The following is an 18,281-nucleotide window of genomic DNA, read 5'->3' as shown; positions in this document are numbered from 1 at the left end:
TTTGAACCTACCCTAACCAGAAAAACGCGCCTGATGTTGAGATTTTTTTATTTTATTTTGTTTTTCCTAGTTACTACCGTTGTTATTGGCCAGAACGATTTATCAAGCCTGCAAAGTCAGCTTAAAAATAGCAGTTCCGACACCGGCAGAATCCGGCTGTATTTATCAATCAGCAGATATTTTGAAAACAAGCGGTCAGACTCCGCCATGCATTATGCCATCAAGGGTCTGAAACTGGCCACCCACCTGCATAACAAGCCGGCTCAGGGTATGTTCCTTTATCAATTGGGGGTTATCAATATCCTTTACAGCAAATTGTCGACGGCGCATCAGGACCTGGTGCTTGCGCTCGATATTTTTACAAAGCTGAAAGACCGCAAAAACATGACGCTCACCTACGCCGAACTGGGCATTGCAGAAAGCAGAGGCGGCAATGTGGCCAAAGCGGCGGCGTATCTGCGCAAGGCCTTAGACCTGAGCATCAGTGCAAAAGACACCGTAGATATGATTCATAGCTACCTGAAGCTGGGTTCTGTTGAAGAAATGAACAATAACCCGGCCAAAGCCCTGGGTTATTACAAGCAGGCCGAGGCGCTGAACAAAGAGCTGCCTGTTGGCAAGGTGAATCCGGCTATTCTGGAACATATAGGCAGGGTGCATCTGAACGAAGGAGACCACGCCAATGCCATTGAACATTTTAAAAAGGGAATAGAGCAGAGCAGTCATCCGGAGGGTGTAAGCAACCATATTACGTACCTGACCCGCACCGGTGACGCCTTTAGCCAGCAAGGCAACGACGACAGCGCCCTGGCCTATCATAAAACCGCTCTTGATAAAGCTGAGGAGTTTTCGATGCCAGAAGAACAGGTGATGGCACTGCTAAAAATTGCCGACATAGTAAAGAAATCTGATGCAGACAAGAGCCTTGGGCACCTGAGCTATGCACTTGGAATAGCCAGGACGATGTCGCACCAGCGGTTGCAGGCCGAGGTTTATAAAGCAATGGCCGCGATATACAGGCAGGAGAAACGTTATAACGAAGCCCTGCATGCCCTTGAGCAACAACACGCCTTGCTTGACAGCCTGTTTATCATAAATAAAGAGCAGGAGTTGTCTGGTATGCATGCCAGAAATTTACTGATAACCAGCACGGCAAGGCTTGAAAGAGAAGAGCATGAACTGATGCTGTGGTTTGGTGCCAGTGGCCTGATATTGCTGGCCCTGCTGGGTGTAACATTTATGGTATGGCGTAATGCACGCGCAACCAAGGCAATGAATGCGCGCCTGGCAGAGTCTAATCTGGTAAAAGACCGTTTGTTTTCTATCATCGGGCACGACCTCCGCGGGCCAATCGGCAATATGACTCAACTGCTGACCATTATGGAACTGGATGAACTGGACCCCGCCGAACGCAAAGAGATTGTAGGTATTATGAAACAACAATGCGATGCGTCTTATGAGGTGCTTACGTCTTTACTGAACTGGGGTAAAATACAGTTGCAGGGGGCTGCCGTAAGCATGATAAAGTTTGAGCCTGAAGCCATTGTAAGCAAAAACATCAATGTGCTTATGAACCAGGCAAGGGCCAAGGCTTTAAACCTGAGCAACCATGTGCCTGCCGGCCTGCAGGTGTATGCCGATGCCTCTCAGTTCGACTTCATCATCCGCAATCTGTTATCGAATGCCATTAAGTTCAGCCACAAAGAGGGTAGTATTGAAGTTAACGCCGCCTCTGACGTCGACGAAGACTTCGTAGTTTTTTCGGTAAATGATAATGGTGTGGGTATAAGCGCCGAGCAGCAGCAGCAGTTTTTGCGCAGCAATATCAATGTAGCTTATGGCACCGATGGCGAAAAAGGCACCGGGCTGGGGCTATTGCTTATTAAAGAGTTTGTGCAGGCTAATGGCGGGAAAATCTGGCTGGAAAGCGAAGAAGGCAAAGGCAGCACTTTCTATTTTACGCTTAAAAAAGCCTAGTTTTTGTAGAATGACCTACAAGACAAACCGCAATAAACATTGTTGTTCTGAATAGTGAAACATAGGGTACCCCGCGTTTGATTTATCATCAGGTACGCCCGGGCAACGCTATGTTTCACCATCAAATAAACCCTGGCTCTGCAATTGTGCAGTGCATGGGTTGCAAACGGCATCCTACAAAATTAATAGCTGTAAACCGAAATGTTCATGACGCCTTTTCTGGCTGAAAATGACGACACATACCGCAGGCGTTCTTTTTCAAGAAAATTCTTGAACTTCTTTAACGATACCATTGTCGATTCTCCATCAACCCTGATGCGTATCATTACAAAAAAATCGTTCCCCAATGTGTTTTGCGCAATCAGCCTGCTGAGCTGAAGGGCCTCTGACACCTTGTTACGGAGGTTAAATGCTGCTGCCATAAGTGTGTAGACGGACTTGTTTAATGAGGTTAACTTCGCATAGTACAGGCAGAAACTGCTGCGCGGAAGCACAGTTTCATAAAATTGAAATGGCGGGAAGAATCCCGCCAAAACTAAAGCAGTCGGTCAGTAAGACAGAAGGCTTTTCATGGCTATAGGTATATCTAATTAAAATTAAAACTTCTCAATAACAATTCAAAATTATTTTGTAGAAATTTTATTAATAATATGATTTTTTTTAGAAGCAATTGTCGGTATAGTTTTCAATAACCTTACGCCACAACTGATTAAATGGTTGCGTGGGTATCTGGTTTTTTTTTCAGCAAGCCTGTTTTCTTTTTAGCAGGCAGGCAAAAAGCAGAAAAAACAGGCCGGGCAAGATTATTTTTCGCCCAAAAACTTATATTTGTTTTCTGCAAACAAACTATTACCCAAATACTAACTGAATGAAAAAAAATCTGCTCTTTCTTCTGCTGGCGCTGGCTGCCTGTAAAAATCAACCCAAACAAACGCAAGAAATAAAGGGTTTTAGCGAATACGCGGTTGATGTGCCGGGTGTAAAGACCTTCTACGACAAAAAAGGCGTACTGGCCGACAACGGCATGGTAGCTTCGGCGCATCCGGTTGCCTCGCAGGTTGGGGTAGATATCCTGAAAGCCGGTGGCAATGCCATTGATGCGGCCGTGGCTACGCACTTTGCGCTGGCGGTGGTGTATCCGTGGGCGGGCAATTTGGGCGGCGGCGGTTTTCTGGTGTACCGCGATAAAAAAGGTGGCACTTTTACGCTCGATTTCCGCGAGAAAGCCCCTGCCAAAGCACACCGCGATATGTATCTGGATGCGAACGGGAATCCGATTGCCGGGCTGAGTATTCTGGGGCATCTGGCCAGTGGGGTACCGGGCTCGGTTGATGGCATGGTAACCATGCACGAGCGGTTTGGCAAACTACCCTGGGATAAAGTGGTGGCTCCGGCTATTGCGCTGGCAAAAAGCGGTATTGTGCTAACCGAACGCGAAGCCGTAGGGCTGAACCGAGTGCGGGGCGATGTACTGAAAGTAAACGCGGCAGGGTCGCCGTATTATATAAGACCAGACAAACAAGACTGGAAAAAGGGTGACACCCTGGTGCAGGCTGACCTGGGCCGGATGCTGGGTCTGATACAGACACGTAAACGCGCCGGGTTTTATGAAGGCGAATGTGCCGACCTGCTGGTGAAAGAAATGGAACGCGGCAAGGGCATTATTACGCACGACGACCTGAAAAACTACCACTCGGTATGGCGCGATGCCATTGTTGACAAATACAAAGACTTTAAGATAATTACCATGCCGCCTACGTCAAGCGGTGGCGTGGCCCTGATGCAGCTGATGAAATTTGTAGAGCCATACCCCATTAAACGCTGGGGCTGGAACAGCGACTCGACCGTGCAGGTAATTATTGAAGCCGAACGCCGGGTATATGCCGACCGCGCCAAATGGCTGGGCGACCCCGACTTTGTAAAGGTGCCGGTGAAACAACTGACCGACAAAGCCTATCTGAAAAACCGCATGGCTGATTTCTCTTTCGACAAAGCCACCGACAGCAAGGCCGTAAGCGGCGGCACAGTGCCGGGCTACGAAAGCAGCGAAACCACGCACTACTCGGTGGTTGATAAAGACGGTAATGCGGTGTCTATCACCACTACGCTCAACGGCGGTTTTGGCAGTAAAGTGGTTGTGCAGGGCGGTGGTTTTCTGATGAATAACGAAATGGACGACTTCAGCATTAAAGCCGGTGTACCCAATATGTTTGGCCTGATTGGCAACAAAGCCAACGAAATAGCCCCGGGCAAACGGATGCTGTCTTCTATGACACCCACCATTGTTGAGAAAGACAATAAGCTGTTTATGGTAGTGGGTACGCCGGGCGGGTCTACGATTATCACGTCGGTTTTTCAGACCATCATCAACGTAATTGAACACGGCATGACCATGCAACAGGCCGTAAACGCCCTGAAATACCATCACCAATGGTTGCCGGATAACACCACTTACGAGAAAAACGCTTTTAGCGAGGCCACCCTCAACAACCTGAAAGCCAAAGGCTACAAAATGGTGCCAATGGTGGGTTCTCTCGGGCGTATGGACTGCATCATGCTGCGCCCGGATGGCAGGCTGGAGGGCGGCTCAGACCCCCGCGGCGATAACACCAGTATAGGTTATTAATACTTCTGTTTAAAGATTTTGCCAAGCACTTCTGCCTGTGGGTGGGGGTGCTTTGTGTTAATTTTGCCGGAATATCTTGCCGGGGTTGTGAACTAAAAAATAAACTTATAAGTTGATTTTATGAAAATTGGTAGTATATTTGCTGTTGATAAATCAAAAAAACTCTATTCGGTTGCTTATGACGGCCAATCAAATGAGTTTCAACGGCTGTTAAATTTGTGGATTCAGGATATTGAATTTCTAGCGCAGTTTTTTGAAACGCATGAAAGTGATTTATTGAGCGGTTTTTTTGGGAACATGAGCATGGAACAAGCCATAGAATTGACTCGAAGAGAAGCCATAAAATTGAGAGATCAGTTTTACAGAATTCTAAACAGTAGCGATGCCGGTGCAGAGAACCTTCAACAAATTTTTAAGCCCTTAAGCAACACCGACTACCAACTGAAACCACTGGCTAAGGAGAAATCAAAAAGAGGGTGGCTCAGAATTTACGCTATTCGCATTAGTGCCGATGTATATGTGGTTTCCGGGGGAGCCATTAAGTTAACAGCCACCATGAATACCCGGCCTCATCTTTTGCTTGAACTTCAAAAGCTGGAGGCAACCAGACAGTTTTTAAAGGAAAACGGATTAATTGATGAATCTAATTTTGATTTTGTTGAGTTTGAAATTTAAGCAATATGGAAAATGAAATACTGATTGAAAAACTGGATAAAATTGCCAATGTGGATACCTCATGGCAGGATGAACACCTTTACTATCAGGAGAATAAATCATGGCTTGACCGTTCGGCTAAAATAGCTATTCAGGTTTTAAGTGTTCTGCGGAAGAATCGTAAAGAAAGTCAATCTCCGGCCACGCAAAAAGAGCTGGCTGAGTTGCTGGGTATCAGCCCGCAGCAGGTAAACAAAATTGTGAAAGGCAATGAAAACCTGACGCTAGAGACCATCAGCAGGCTTGAAAACGCCTTGTCTGTGCATTTGATAACGGTTGCCACACCTGCTGTTGCCGCAATTGATGCGCCTGTGGCTTGGGTTGCCGAGGATGAGGTTGGGTACACTGCTGGTTTGGATGCTGATACCATAGTGGGCGCTAAGGGAGCGCCGTCAAAAGAATAGTGATACTCAATCTGCTGTTCTGTTTCCTTCAGCTTCCCAATCCCACATTCTGATGTACTGAACTTCTTTTTTAGGTATAATTTTTATCGTTCCATCCATGTATTGCACCTTCACACTTTCCAAGGTCAGATATTTCGCAACCCGCGAATAAACAATGTTTTCAAATTCATAAAATCCAGTATCGTCTTTTTCTACGGGGCCTATACCTCTAACCGTTTTTGTAGCTATTTTATCATGGACTGCATTTGATACTGTTGCCGTAATATAAATGTATTTAATAGCCTTTTCGCTCAGATTCATGAAAGCAAAATTAAAACCAATGCCATAATCACTTCCGGTTACATCATGCTTAATTATCATCAAATTATGTTTTCCTATGGCATTGTAGTTCATTACCTTCACTGATTTTGCATATTCTTCTTCAAAAACTACAATTAAGTTTTGGTTCTTATAAAACCATTCTATGTTGCCATCACTATTTGTCCCGACTTCTACCGGATTACCGAACACATCAATCAGATACTTTTTGGTGAGCTTTTGCTCCTTTATCATATCTGTTAAATCAAAATAATAGCTGTAAGAATTGAGGTAAGCAGTATAATCATAAGAATTGATGATTTCTTTTATTTTTAAAGGATTGGTGGTAGGCTCTAAAAGCAATAAAACCGGCTTATTAGAAAGCCTTTTGAAGTAGACCTCGCCATTGCTACGACTGTGAGTATTTGTTTCACTAACCCCCAGAGAATCGAGAACCGCAGCAATTGTTTTGCCCTTCGTATTTAATTTTTTACCATTGGGAAGATAAAATTGTCCATAAGTAGTAACGGTTGCCAGCGCAAAAGACAGGATGAGTAGTATTTTTTTCACAGTCTGATTGTTAATTTTTTTAATGATAGTTGTTTCGTTGCCAAAATAAGTAAAATCCTGGAAATTGATTATTATTTTTTTGTTTCCAATAAAGAATTTTAGAACTAACAAATTACTCAATGTAAAGGCTTAATTTTGCAGATACATGGTATGTTCTTTCATTCAGTTTTATCCTCAAAATGAAAATCTTTCTTAACCTGCTTAAATGGGTATTGGTGCTGGCTTTGGTGGTGCAGTTTACGCTTACTATTTCTTTGTTTGGCAGTGGGTATGAGATTGCTACCAAGAGATTATGGCCCGACATCCGCAATATTGTGGTGCTGCTGGCTTTGCTGGCCGGGGTTATTTACTGGAAAAAGAAAAAGGCCTGATGCCCGCCTGCTTTGGGCATCCTACACATTTATCTTCGCTCAATTCGTTTTTTTTATGGTGTCTTCCCGGCTGCCATAGCCGGTACTCCCTTACTGCCTAAAACCTGCTTACAGGGTGCGCCAGGGCCGATTTCTGCTTGCCACGGGGCGATAAATACTGTTTTTATAGAAAAAAAATATATCCGCCCGGAAATTATATTTTCCGTTTAATAAATTTCTTATCCAACAAAATAGAAATATTTCTACATTTATCTGTACAAAATCAATTTATTGTTAGGTGCGAGATGCGTTTTGCCTTTCCTTACTAAAAAATTGATTTTGGCTGAAAAACCCTGTATGGGTTTTTTATAAAGCCTTTTGCTAAACTTTTGCTATGATAAACTCTATCAGTTTTAAAAACGACCTCTCTTCCGGGGTTAGTATCTATTTGTCGACTGACGACACCAGCGCAGGCCAGCCCAATTACATTGCCAGGCTCAGCTTTGTGGGGCATATTGAACCTTCAGCCACGCTGGCTATCAGTCAACAGGCAGACCTCACCTCGGTTTATATCTGCTACGACAACCAGAACAAACCCGTAAAACGAATGGTATATGAAGGCGGCAGCAGCCAGCAGGGTTTTACCATTACCACGGCCGATGCAGATATAATAGCCAGTAATTATAGTTTCTTTGCCTTTATTGCCGCTAACCCCAACGACGCGCTGTCGGTCAGCTTTGCAAAACTTACGGAAGGAGGCAACGCCACCCCCGACCAGATAGATGCCTTTTATGAAGGTACCGCCAATTATCAGGCCTGCACGTATGTGTCGTATATACTGGTGCTGGCGGCTTTATCGGCCGATTCAGGTACGTCTCCGGCCGATACCGCTTACAGCCTGAAAAGCCTGATTGGCTATATGGGTGTTAAATGGCCCTCGCTCTTGCCCGATTTCCCCGTCAGTAGTTTTACCTGCACCACCCTGAATGGCAACGGCAACCTGGTTAGCCTGAGCTGTGATGTAAACATGGAAGATATATATTTCGGCAGCCAGATAGCCGCCAATATATTTACCATTACGCCTTTTAACAGCGTAAAGGTGGTGCATGTCAATATCAGTTTCAGTTATACCTTAACGCCGGATCTGGTAACGGTTGCCCTCACTTTCAGCCTTGATGCCATCAGGATACCCGTTGCGGCCAATACAGATATAACACTCAGTAATCCGGCCATTACTTTTTCGTTGTCGCCGCAAAGTGGCGAGGTTGGCTTTATGGCGCAGGCCACCATTCCATTCAAGCTCTGGAGCAACCCAACTTTCTATGCCGATTTATCGATGGTAATCGGTGCAGACCAGGCCAATATCGGTGTGGTTATCAGAGGCGATAATTCTGTGCTACTTACGCCGCCTATTATTCAGGGGGTTCATTTTACCTCATTCGGCGTGGGCATGGGTGTGTTTTTCCAGCCGATTATCGGGTATTCGCTGGGCGTGCAGGGGTCGTTTACCATTGGTAAGCCGGAAGACAACGTACTGGTAGAAGACAACAGCTTTGCGGTGGTTTGTGCGTTAATCGGCGATATCCCGAACCCGCTCTATATATCTTTTTATGTATCACAAATAAGCCTCAACGAACTGGTAACCATTTTTACCGACGTCGATTTCAATATTGATTTTCCGGTATCGGTAAAAAACCTGTCTTTCGTATGGCAGGAGAACCCCACCCAGCCGGTGGTACTGCCAGACGGCTCTACTTCTAAATATGAGTTTGGTTTCAGCGGGTATCTTGATTTCTTCGGGCTCGGTTTCTATGGCGACCTCGACATCAACCCTGTTTCGGGTATCAACGGCATCATCACCATGTCGCCGTATGAACTTGGGCCACTAAGCCTGAAAGGCAACGGGCAGGCCATCAGCATAAAAGTAAATGAGGCCGGAGACCCCATCAGCAACAATGTGGTGCCAGAAACATCAGCCGAAGAAATAGCTATTGAAAACGCCGGCACCGAGGTAATTATTAAAGCAGGCGGGCCGGTTATGGAGGTAAGCACGTTTGCATCGCCATACTTTGTAGCCAGTATTGCCATTGCGTTTCTGGACAGCCGGCAATCGGTTGAGGCGTCGGTTACCAGTAATGGATTCAGTTTCGAGCTTGATTTTGAATCTGTGCTCACCACAAGAATGGCTTGTGTGCTAAAAAGCTACCAGTATTTTTCAGGCTCGTTTACTTATGGCGCCGATTTTATGATTCAGATTCCCGATTCGGTTGATGTGTTTAATCTGGGCAGCATTCATTTTGTATCAACCATTAGCAGCGAACTCACGATTGATACCAGCGCCAATGTCATACGTTTTACTTATGCAGGCAGTTTCGATTTCGCCGGGTACCATTACCATATCCCTGAACTGTCGCTGGATATCAACACCCAAAGCCTGCAAGACATCATCAATATGGCCAATCAATGGATTATCGATAATGTTTCTACGCTTTTCAAAAATCTGTATGCCGATGCCGCCGCCTGGATAAACGCCGTAACGCAGGGGGTAATTGTGCTGGCCACCAACACTGCCGAATATGTAATAGAAGGCTTTAAGGTAGTGTATGGGGTAAGTGCGGAAGCCGTTGGCGACCTGCTGAAAGGCACCACCTATGCCCTGAACGACGTAGCCAAAGGCATGAAAGACGTTTACAACGCTACGTCGACCCTCACAACCCAGACCCTGGTAACAGCCTACAATGCCGCAGAAGACAGCGCCGCCGCCGCCCTGCAATACGCAGGCTACACGGCCGACGAAATAGCCGACGCCCTTGTCAATGTATATGGCAGTACCATGGAGGTAGTGGGTGAAATACTGCTGGCCCTTGGCTACAGTGCCGATGTAGTGGCGCAGGCGCTTACTGAGGCATTTAATGCCACCGAAGCAGAAGTGGCCGCCATAATGGCAGAGCTGGGCTACGCCATTGACACCGCAGGCAACTGGGTAGAAAAAACTGCCAAAGATGCAGCCGACGCCACCAAAAATGCGGCCGATGATGCCCTGAAACAAGCCACCGACAGCACCAAAGATGCGGCAGACAGTGCAATAAAAGAGACTGAAGATGCCGCCAAAGATGCGGCCGACGAGGCAGAAAAGGCAGCCAAAGACGCAGCTGATGCGGCCAAAGATGCGGCAGACAGTGCATTGAAGGCATCAGAAGATGCGGCCAAAGATGCAGCAGATGCGGCCAAAGATGCCGCCGACGAAGCCGCGAAGGCAGCTAAAGATGCAGCAGATGCGGCCAAAAACGCTACCGACAGCGCCAAAAATGCCACCGACTCGGCATTGAAGTCGGCGGCGGATGCTATTATTCCGTAGTTACCTGATTTTCAATACAAAACTATATTTACTTATATGAAAGAAACCGACAATGCTGCCAATGCAGCCAGAGAGGCGATAAACAACGCTGCCAAAGAAGCCAAAAATGCAGTCAAAAACGCCATGGATGAAGCTAATAATGCGAACCTGGCATCCATAAACGCCAGTAAAAATGCCTTAAGTGAAGCAGATAATGCCATAAAACAAGCAATGGCTGAAGCCGAAAATGCGATCAGGGCATCACTCAATGTTACAGGCAACCCCCCTGAATGAAGCAGGAGATCCTGGCAAAAATACGATGGATGAAGCCGAAAATGCCATGAGAACAGCCGATCAGGATGCAGGCATACCACTGCCAATACCAGCAAAGCCCCGTAAAAACGCTTTGGATGAAGCCCAAAAAGCGATGAGTGATGCAAACGAATATTTAGAGAAGGCCATGAAAGAGGCGCAAGATTCACTCAGAAATGCAGGCGGCTACTAAGCCGGAAAAGCTATCGGGGCAGCCACCCCGGTGGTAAACGTTGCCCCAATTGTAGCATACCCGGCAAAGAAACAAACGGTGACAGATGCCCTTATTCTGTAATAACCCGGCCTGTGTGGCCTTATGCGGGCAGGTTAACCATTAGCTGTGCAACAATACCCAAAAAACTAATATGAAAACAATTTTTGCTCTTGTCAACTGCTTTGCTGTGCTTTTACATGTACACCGGGAACCGAACAGTTCCTGAGGTGTGGTTCAAACACTGCTGTAAAACTTATTTCTGTTCAATTATTAAAATCTAAACATTACCCGTTATGGCAATTGTTATTCAAGCTGCTTCATTTTTCCCAACCAGTATTCAGGACCTTGCAGTAACCGATACTGAGGTCTATTATCCGGGGCCATTGGTGATGGTTTCCTTTGGCCATGCTCAGGTTTATGTCAACGGTGAGGCCATTATTAAACCCACTTTTACCAGTGTTTATGATACTGCCGACTTAGTCTGGATTTCTGTAAGCTGGCAGGCTTCCGATGGCAATGGTTCGTCGGCTGCGCTGGAGTTTTATTTTATGGAAGGCTTGTCGGTTGTGGGTGGTAAATACGCCGTAGGAGCCGCGCCATTGCCGGAGGTTGATAATATTTCGGGCTTAATTGCCAATCCTGAAACGCCGTCTGGCCTGTGGGACGGCACCTATAGTACTTTTATTGGCGCCGACTACAAGGCAGATGATGTGCTGGTGATAGAAGGCCCGGGCATGGGATACAAGTCTAAGACCATCCTTAATCACGTTTATTTGTCGCAGGTCTTTACCGACGACGAAGGCGTTACTACCACTACCTACCAGACCTGGTGGTTTCAGTCGGGCGATAACAAGCAGAACGCGTATCTTTATTACGTCAGCACTGAATACGGAAATTCATTTGTCGGGCAGACCTGGACGGGCCATGTACAACCGCTGGAATACAACTTTTCGGGTTCTATTGCGCAGGAACTCCCTTCAAACTGGATGAGTGATCTTATTCTTGAGGCTGAATACGCCGCTAAAGAGGTAACAGACACTGCCGTTGACGCCTACAACGATGCCCGGAATGCAGCCAAAGTGGCCACCGATACCGCCAAAAATGCGGCTGATGATGCCGTTAAAGCCACCACAGATGCTGCCAAAGATGCCACAGATGCTGCCAAGGATGCTACCGATGCGGCCATAAAGGCATCGACAGATGCGGCTAAAGATGCCGCCGATGCAGCCATAAAAGCATCTACTGATGCTGCCAAGGATGCGGCTGACGCAGCTGAAAAAGCCGCCAAAGATGCCGCCGATGCAGCTAAAAATGCGGCTGACAGTATTCCAATACCGCCGCCGCCACCCATACCTAAAGTACCCAAAATACCAAAGATTTAATTAGATAAAGGCCGATGCTCGTTAAGCGCATCGGCCTGAAACCTCTTTAAACCCGTTTTTTATTGAGCCATGGTAATAAGGGCAGCTAAAGGCCGCCGCATTGCCGGGCTAATACACAGGAAAGCGCTTTTGCTTATGTCAACTGCTTGCGTATTTCTGCTCATTTACCCGTTAAGCCCTATGCTTTTGGTGGTAATTTTTATTTGGTAGCGCAACATTCAATTCAATTATTATAAACAATTAAACATTTAAAGCCATGGCAATTAATACCTCAATCAAAGCCAATTTTATTACTTATTTACAAAATTTAGAAACCAAAGTCTACTACAGCGGCCCTTACCTGATGGTTGACTTTGTTAGTTTCAGCATTGTGGTGAACGGCGAAACCATCAAAAATCCGGTGTTTTTAACCGAAACATCAGCTGATGAAATAGTGGTAATTGATGCCAGCTGGCAGGCTGCTGATGGCAACGCATCGTCTGCTGCGCTTAAGTTTTATTTTCAGCCCGCCAGCCTGATAGCCACCGGCAAATATGCTGCAGGTACTGCCGCGCTGCCGTCGGCCAATAATTTTACGGGTATGTATGCCACACAAAGCAATGATGTGTCGGCCTGGAACGCCAAATACAATACTTATGTAGGTACAAGCCTGGATCAGCAAGACGACACCCTTACCGTGAGCAGCCCAACGATTACCTATAAGTCGAAAAACATCAACAATTATGTGTATCTGGTACTTACCAGCACGCTTTCAGACGGCACCACTACCCAAACCTCTCAGGTTTCGTGGTTTGAGACCGGCGGTAATGACCAGAACGCCATTATCAGTTTCAGCGTGGCAGACCCCTATTTAATATTTATAGGGCAGAAATGGAATGGCAGCACACAGCCCATTGATTATAATTTTATGGGTACCACGGCAGACCAGCCCCCAACCAACTGGATGACAGACGCCATTATTGCCACCGAAGAGGCAGCCAAAGATGTGGCAGACACCACCGTTGATATTTATAACGATGCCGTACAGGCAGCCAAAGATGCCGCCGACGCCACCAAAGATGCGGCAGACGATGCCCTTAAGGCAACAACCGATACGGGTAAAGATGCCGCCGACGAAGGAATAAAAGCCACAGAAGATGCGGCCAAAGATGCTGCCGATGGCGCCAAAGATGCGGCTGACGAAGCAGAAAAAGCTGCCAAAGATGCGGCTGATGCAGCCAAAGACGCCACTGATTCGGCCAAGAACTCGGCAGATAACGCGGCTAAAGATGCGGCCGATGCCACAAAAAATGCCATAGACGGTATTTTTAAAATTTAATGTATTTCCGGTCGGTACTCAGCTTGGGTACCGGCCGGTTATTTAAACGTCAACCCATACCAACACAAGGGCTATTGACACCTAAAACCGAGGTAATAAAGATGAATGTATTGTTAATACGGCGCAATGCCACCGATGGCATAGAGGTGAAGCAGGCCTTTGAGCAACTGGGGCTTAACTATTGTGATGTGCACCGGCATGAGCATATCAGCCTGGTAGAACTCAACAGCCTGGGTACCACAGACATCCGTTTTTTTAACTGGAACATCAGCCGGTTCGACAGGATTTTTTTTATCAACACACCCTCGGTACCCGAAATCGGCAATGCCGTAGCCAGCAACAAAACCCATACGTTTGAGTATTGCGAGATGGATGCCTCGGTGATATCTGCCCTGCAAAACTACCCCGATAAACTGATTAATGCCGGGGTGCTGAACATGAGCCTGAGCATTACTAACAGGTATTTTCTGGTGTTTCTGTTCAGAAGCCTGGGCTGGCAGTTGCACCCGTCGCTTTTTAATCTGCCGCAGGCCCTGCCAGATAAAACGCTGTATCAGATTCACCTGCTGCTTACACGTACGGGGTATAGGGTTTATCCTGACAATGATGTTTTCAGCCCGGTTATCAGCCATGCCGAAGAGCTTATTTTAAAAACCCGGAAAGCCATGTGGCAACGCGGGCTGGACATACTGACCGTAAGCTGCGTGGTAACAGACAGCAACCTGTGTGTATTGAATATCAGTGAAAGTTTTGCGCACGTCAGTTCCGGAATATTGGCCGGGGCATTAAAGGAAATAATCTGATTATGTTTTTAATAATAGGGTATCATAACGAAAAAGCCATTGAGCATTTTGTAAAAGTGCTGGCCGAACAAAAACAGGCAGATGCTGATAAGTATCATTTTCTGAACCTGTCAGACGTTGAAACCGCCGCAGATGTGCAGGTGTCTTATGACGCCGATGACCTGCTGGTGAAAATAGACGACCGCCAATTTGATTTTGCCAACTACCACGCTATTTATGCGCGGTGTTTGTATCAGACGCCTGCCGACAAAGCTCATGTGCTGAGGATGGTTAATTTTATTTTTCTGATGCATAATTATCTTGAATTCTGCGACAAGGTGGTGGTTAACCGGCCTTGCGCGGGTAATTCAAACTACACCAAGCTGCACCACGTAACCAAGCTACAGGCCTACGGTTTCGCAACGCCCGAAACGTACATTTTCGGGTCTGGCACCCGGGCAAAGCAGGTAATGCAACCCAACGGCGACTGGATTTCGAAGGGTACGTCATCTATCAGAACCAGAGCTGTAGAACTGGACGAAAAACTCTATGCAGAATTGTATCAGCTTAACCACGTGCCGTCGCTGTTTCAGCGGCACATCAGGGGGTATGATGTACGCCTGCATCTGCTGGGCAGCCAGCCGCTGGGGCTTAAGATAGAGTCGCCCAATGTAGACTACCGTTACAGTACGTCGGGCAATCAATACCAAAGGGTAGACATTCCACCAGACTTACTGAAAAAATGTATTGATTACTGCCGCGAAGAAGAACTGCTCTTTGCAGGCATTGATTTTAAGGTAACACCCACCGGCGAATGGGTGATGCTTGAAATTAACAACACCCCCGGCTACAATTTTTTTGATACCAAGATGAATTACGCCATTTCAATGGCTTTGTTTGATTTCCTGAGCCAGACTCCCGACCAGCTCGCACCTTTCCGCCGCGAACCAGCCGCCACCAAAACCTTTATTCCGCCAGAAAGAAGAACCATGTCTTAAACCCGCGGGTCAATGGCAGAGAGGTTTTACAACGCCTGCAAAGCTGCGAACTGCAAGTTCGCGCCACAAGTTTCAATACCAAACTCGGTTTTCAGGCATTGAAGCAGGTCTGCGGTGTTGTCAAATGCTTCCATTTTGCGTTCGTTTCCGGCACGCTGCAAAAACCGATGGTTGAAGAGCGTTTTGCGGCCTTTGGGCAGGGGCAGGGTGCAAATCAGGTTTTTTACAAAATGAGAGTCGGGCGAGGTCTGTTTCCAGAAGTTCTGCGCTTCAAATTCTTCCAGCCGTGCCGCTTGCAGGCTGAACCTGAATTTTTCTTCATAACTAACACCCGTGGCCGACATCCAGAGGCTGAAGTCTGCCTCCTCAGCCCGGCGAATCATAAAGTAACTGGTGCCGTCGGTCTGCACCACGTCTGGTTTTAACTCCAGCGGTTCCAGAAACAAATCGCCATAGCCTACGTCCAGCAGCCACCGGGTACCCAGATTGGCTACAAGGGCCATGTGGTCAAATGGCGGGCCGGGCTGCTTGTTATTCACGATGCGCGCCGATATAAGCTGTGTATCAAAGCCCAGTTTTTGCAGCAACTCGTTAAAGAGGGCGTTCAGCTCGTAGCAGTAGCCGCCGCGGAGGCCTGTTACTACTTTGTTGTAGATAGCAGGAAGGTGCAGGCGGATGGGTACGCCCAGTTGCACGTCGAGGTTCTCGAAAGGAACATGAAACACGTGCGCCCGGTGTAGTTGCCTGAGCACGGATAGGCTGGCCGCAGGGGCCGCCTGGAAGTTGATGCGTTTCAGATAAGATTTTACGTTCATGTGTGCGATTTTTCAGCCATAGCGGCACGGGGTATCTGCCTGTTTTTTGTAAAAGCAAAGCAAAAATAAGCGTGCCATTATATGACCATAACGGAAATACAGCGGCAGATGCTGTATTAAAATGATATGAAGACCTGCCGGGTATAAGCCGGCAGGCTAAGGTAATGCGCCGGGAAACAGACGAGATTTGTCTTGTTCAGCCCTTATTTATGTCTGTTTTGCACCCCTGTTTTGGCTTAAAAGGGTATTAACTTTGTAGCATACTAACAAAATTGGCTATGATGGAAAACAATAACATGGCGTTCAGGCTGGTGGTAAACAAGCCACCGCAGGAAACCTTTCAGGCTATCAATGAGGTGCGCCAGTGGTGGTCTGACGATTTCAGCGGAAGCTCGTCTCAGTTGGGTGATGAGTTCGAGGTTCGGTTTGCAGACGTGCATTATTCAAAACAAAAACTGGCAGAGCTGCTGCCGGGCCAAAAAATAGTATGGCTGATTACCGACAGCCACCTGAGTTTTCTGGAACAAAAAAATGAATGGACAGGCACAAAGGTGGTGTTTAGCCTTTCGGCTGAGGGCGACCATACCGTTATCAGCTTTACGCATGAGGGGCTAACACCGCAAAGCGAGTGCTACACCGATTGCTACGGCGGCTGGCGGCAATACCTGCTGCATAGCCTTGTGCCTTACATCAACACCGGCAAAGGCAACCCGAATGTGCTTGAGAGCGCCATTAAAGAAAAAACTGCCAGACCCTGAGCCTGCCGGGTGTTACACATCCTGCCGGTTATGTTTCATTTTCTACCTACCAGAAACCGCTGCCATGCACCTGCGCGGGGTTTCTGGTTTTTTGCTATACCTCTTGCCGCCCAATGCTGCCGGGCGGGTCTGCCGGGCTGTTTTTTGCAGGTTTTATCACCAAAAATGATGAGTTTGAAGAAAAAACGCATCGGCTGCTTTTCAATGTGGCTATTTCTGCTTATAATTACGGCTAATTACAAAAAGTAAAGGATAACTGCTTTAGATTAAATCAAAACTTTGAGTCTGACCTACTGAGAGAAGAAATTGCCATTCTCTCATCTGCTGTTTCAAACAACAGTATTTAATGATAGCCAACCTGAGATTTGCATTTGAAATGGCCCCTTTTGGTGTGCTCAGATGTGATGATCTTTCAGAAAAAACTTTGTATGCCCGGCATAATATCTTGTTTGATGTTTGCTGTATGCGGGGCATTAGAAGATTAAAATTTTTCATTCTTAATAATAATGGAGAAACCTCGCGAGAATTACTATCTGGAGGCCAGAAAAATATGGAGCACCGTTGTAGACCAGGATTCAACTGATTTCAACGATTTAAGGGTACAGGTGGCCTTTCATAAGCAATTGCTGAATATCTTTCAGCCGGGCAATTACCACTATTTTGTGTTCAATATTTTTAAGGTTGAGGTAGAATTGTGGAGCGAGGGCATTATTGATGTGCTGGGCTATACGCCCGACGAAATGAGCCTGGAGTTTTATATGAGTATCATTCACCCGGACGATATGCCGTATTTCCTGAAGTTTGAAAAGCGTATAACCGAGTTTTTTCTGACACTGCCTTACGACAAAATCAAGAATTATAAAGTGCAGTATGACATCAGGCTGCGTGCCAAAGATAACCGCTACGTACGGGTGCTGCATCAGGCCATACAGATAGATTATGACACGAGTAATTTCTACCGGACATTGGATGTGCAGTCGGACATTACGCATATCAAAAACGAGGGTGTGCCGTGTTTTTCGCTCATTGGGATGGACGGAGAGCCGTCTTATTATAATATCCAGAGCGATGCCCTGATACCGGGGGGCAATAATCCGTTTTCAGAGCGCGAACAGGAGATTCTGAAAATGATAGTGGAGGGTAAAAGCAGTAAAGAAATAGCCGGGGTGTTGTTTTTGAGTTTACATACCGTAAACACCCACCGCAAGAATATACTGAACAAAGCCCGAGTAAAAACACCTGTTGAACTGGTTACCAAGGTAATTAACCAGGGTTGGATATAGCGTTTCAGAATACCTGTGTACAGGTGTTTTTTGCCTTCGGGCAATTATTTATGTTTGCTGAATTTAAACTGTTGCATTGAGTTAATTAAATCAAAAGCCGGGTGTTTGCTGACGCCCGCAATCAGGAAAAACTACTCCGAAGTT

18 protein-coding genes are annotated in these 18,281 nt (G+C 46.6%); 14 read left to right on the top strand and 4 right to left on the bottom strand.

The annotated features are described in order from the left end of the window. Positions 1-33 precede the first annotated feature (33 nt). On the top strand, positions 34-1,977 hold the full coding sequence (locus tag MB380_RS13275) for an ATP-binding protein (RefSeq protein WP_253523633.1): 1,944 nt from the start codon (positions 34-36) through the stop codon (positions 1,975-1,977). A 182-nt stretch (positions 1,978-2,159) separates the two neighbouring features. Here the strand turns inward: MB380_RS13275 and MB380_RS13270 are convergent, their stop codons facing one another. Continuing rightward, positions 2,160-2,399, bottom strand: a complete 240-nt coding sequence (locus tag MB380_RS13270) for a hypothetical protein (RefSeq protein WP_101726565.1) — start codon at positions 2,397-2,399, stop codon at positions 2,160-2,162. Positions 2,400-2,845: 446 nt separating this feature from the next. Here MB380_RS13270 and ggt point away from each other — a divergent pair, with 446 nt between their 5' ends. The 3 genes from ggt (at position 2,846) to MB380_RS13255 (ending at position 5,721) form a co-directional block, all read left to right on the top strand. Continuing rightward, positions 2,846-4,603, top strand: a complete 1,758-nt coding sequence (gene ggt, locus MB380_RS13265) for a gamma-glutamyltransferase (RefSeq protein ID WP_253523624.1) — start codon at positions 2,846-2,848, stop codon at positions 4,601-4,603. A gap of 120 nt (positions 4,604-4,723) precedes the next feature. Further along, a complete protein-coding gene (locus MB380_RS13260; RefSeq protein ID WP_253523615.1) occupies positions 4,724-5,278 on the top strand; it encodes a hypothetical protein in 555 nt (184 codons plus the stop codon). 5 nt (positions 5,279-5,283) lie between these two features. Continuing rightward, a complete protein-coding gene (locus MB380_RS13255; protein ID WP_253523613.1) occupies positions 5,284-5,721 on the top strand; it encodes a helix-turn-helix transcriptional regulator in 438 nt (145 codons plus the stop codon). A 6-nt stretch (positions 5,722-5,727) separates the two neighbouring features. Here MB380_RS13255 and MB380_RS13250 read toward each other — a convergent pair whose 3' ends face one another. Then, positions 5,728-6,588 carry a spherulation-specific family 4 protein gene (locus MB380_RS13250; protein WP_253523604.1) on the bottom strand — a complete coding sequence of 287 codons (861 nt, stop codon included), beginning with the start codon at positions 6,586-6,588 and terminating at the stop codon, positions 5,728-5,730. Positions 6,589-6,767: 179 nt separating this feature from the next. Between MB380_RS13250 and MB380_RS13245 the strand changes: the two genes are divergently transcribed. The 8 genes from MB380_RS13245 to MB380_RS13210 all read left to right on the top strand — a co-directional run bounded on the left by MB380_RS13245 (position 6,768) and on the right by MB380_RS13210 (position 15,281). Then, positions 6,768-6,959 carry a hypothetical protein gene (locus MB380_RS13245; RefSeq protein WP_253523602.1) on the top strand — a complete coding sequence of 64 codons (192 nt, stop codon included), beginning with the start codon at positions 6,768-6,770 and terminating at the stop codon, positions 6,957-6,959. Positions 6,960-7,332: 373 nt separating this feature from the next. Further along, positions 7,333-10,296, top strand: coding sequence for a hypothetical protein (locus MB380_RS13240; protein WP_253523600.1), 2,964 nt, complete (start codon positions 7,333-7,335; stop codon positions 10,294-10,296). 36 nt (positions 10,297-10,332) lie between these two features. Next, positions 10,333-10,569 (top strand): hypothetical protein, encoded by a 237-nt coding sequence (locus MB380_RS13235; RefSeq protein WP_253523598.1) that lies wholly within the window; start codon positions 10,333-10,335, stop codon positions 10,567-10,569. Next, positions 10,544-10,780, top strand: coding sequence for a hypothetical protein (locus tag MB380_RS13230; RefSeq protein ID WP_253523596.1), 237 nt, complete (start codon positions 10,544-10,546; stop codon positions 10,778-10,780). Before MB380_RS13235 ends, MB380_RS13230 begins: the two co-directional genes overlap by 26 nt. A 314-nt stretch (positions 10,781-11,094) precedes the next feature. Beyond that, positions 11,095-12,183, top strand: a complete 1,089-nt coding sequence (locus MB380_RS13225) for a hypothetical protein (protein WP_253523587.1) — start codon at positions 11,095-11,097, stop codon at positions 12,181-12,183. A 256-nt stretch (positions 12,184-12,439) separates the two neighbouring features. Beyond that, entirely contained in the window at positions 12,440-13,501 is a 1,062-nt protein-coding gene (locus tag MB380_RS13220; protein ID WP_253523585.1) for a hypothetical protein, read from the top strand. 101 nt (positions 13,502-13,602) lie between these two features. Beyond that, positions 13,603-14,304, top strand: a complete 702-nt coding sequence (locus MB380_RS13215) for a hypothetical protein (protein ID WP_253523583.1) — start codon at positions 13,603-13,605, stop codon at positions 14,302-14,304. Positions 14,305-14,306: 2 nt separating this feature from the next. Next, on the top strand, positions 14,307-15,281 hold the full coding sequence (locus tag MB380_RS13210; protein ID WP_253523581.1) for a RimK family alpha-L-glutamate ligase: 975 nt from the start codon (positions 14,307-14,309) through the stop codon (positions 15,279-15,281). A gap of 26 nt (positions 15,282-15,307) precedes the next feature. Here the strand turns inward: MB380_RS13210 and MB380_RS13205 are convergent, their stop codons facing one another. Further along, positions 15,308-16,096: an arylamine N-acetyltransferase gene (locus MB380_RS13205; RefSeq protein ID WP_253523579.1), complete on the bottom strand. Its 789-nt coding sequence runs from the start codon at positions 16,094-16,096 to the stop codon at positions 15,308-15,310. 278 nt (positions 16,097-16,374) lie between these two features. Here MB380_RS13205 and MB380_RS13200 point away from each other — a divergent pair, with 278 nt between their 5' ends. Beyond that, complete coding sequence (locus MB380_RS13200; protein WP_253523571.1) at positions 16,375-16,854, top strand: SRPBCC domain-containing protein; 480 nt, start codon at positions 16,375-16,377, stop codon at positions 16,852-16,854. Between the two features lie 35 nt (positions 16,855-16,889). Here the strand turns inward: MB380_RS13200 and MB380_RS13195 are convergent, their stop codons facing one another. Next, the gene (locus MB380_RS13195; protein WP_253523569.1) at positions 16,890-17,045 is read right to left on the bottom strand and encodes a hypothetical protein; all 156 of its coding nucleotides are present in this window, start codon (positions 17,043-17,045) and stop codon (positions 16,890-16,892) included. Positions 17,046-17,360: 315 nt separating this feature from the next. Between MB380_RS13195 and MB380_RS13190 the strand changes: the two genes are divergently transcribed. Beyond that, entirely contained in the window at positions 17,361-18,137 is a 777-nt protein-coding gene (locus tag MB380_RS13190; protein WP_253523564.1) for a LuxR C-terminal-related transcriptional regulator, read from the top strand. Positions 18,138-18,281 lie beyond the last annotated feature (144 nt).

The sequence above is a fragment of the Emticicia sp. 21SJ11W-3 genome (assembly GCF_024138715.1).
GTDB lineage: Bacteria > Bacteroidota > Bacteroidia > Cytophagales > Spirosomataceae > Emticicia > Emticicia fluvialis.
Note: the sequence above shows the minus strand (reverse complement) of the source record. Positions and strands in the feature narration are given on the sequence as shown.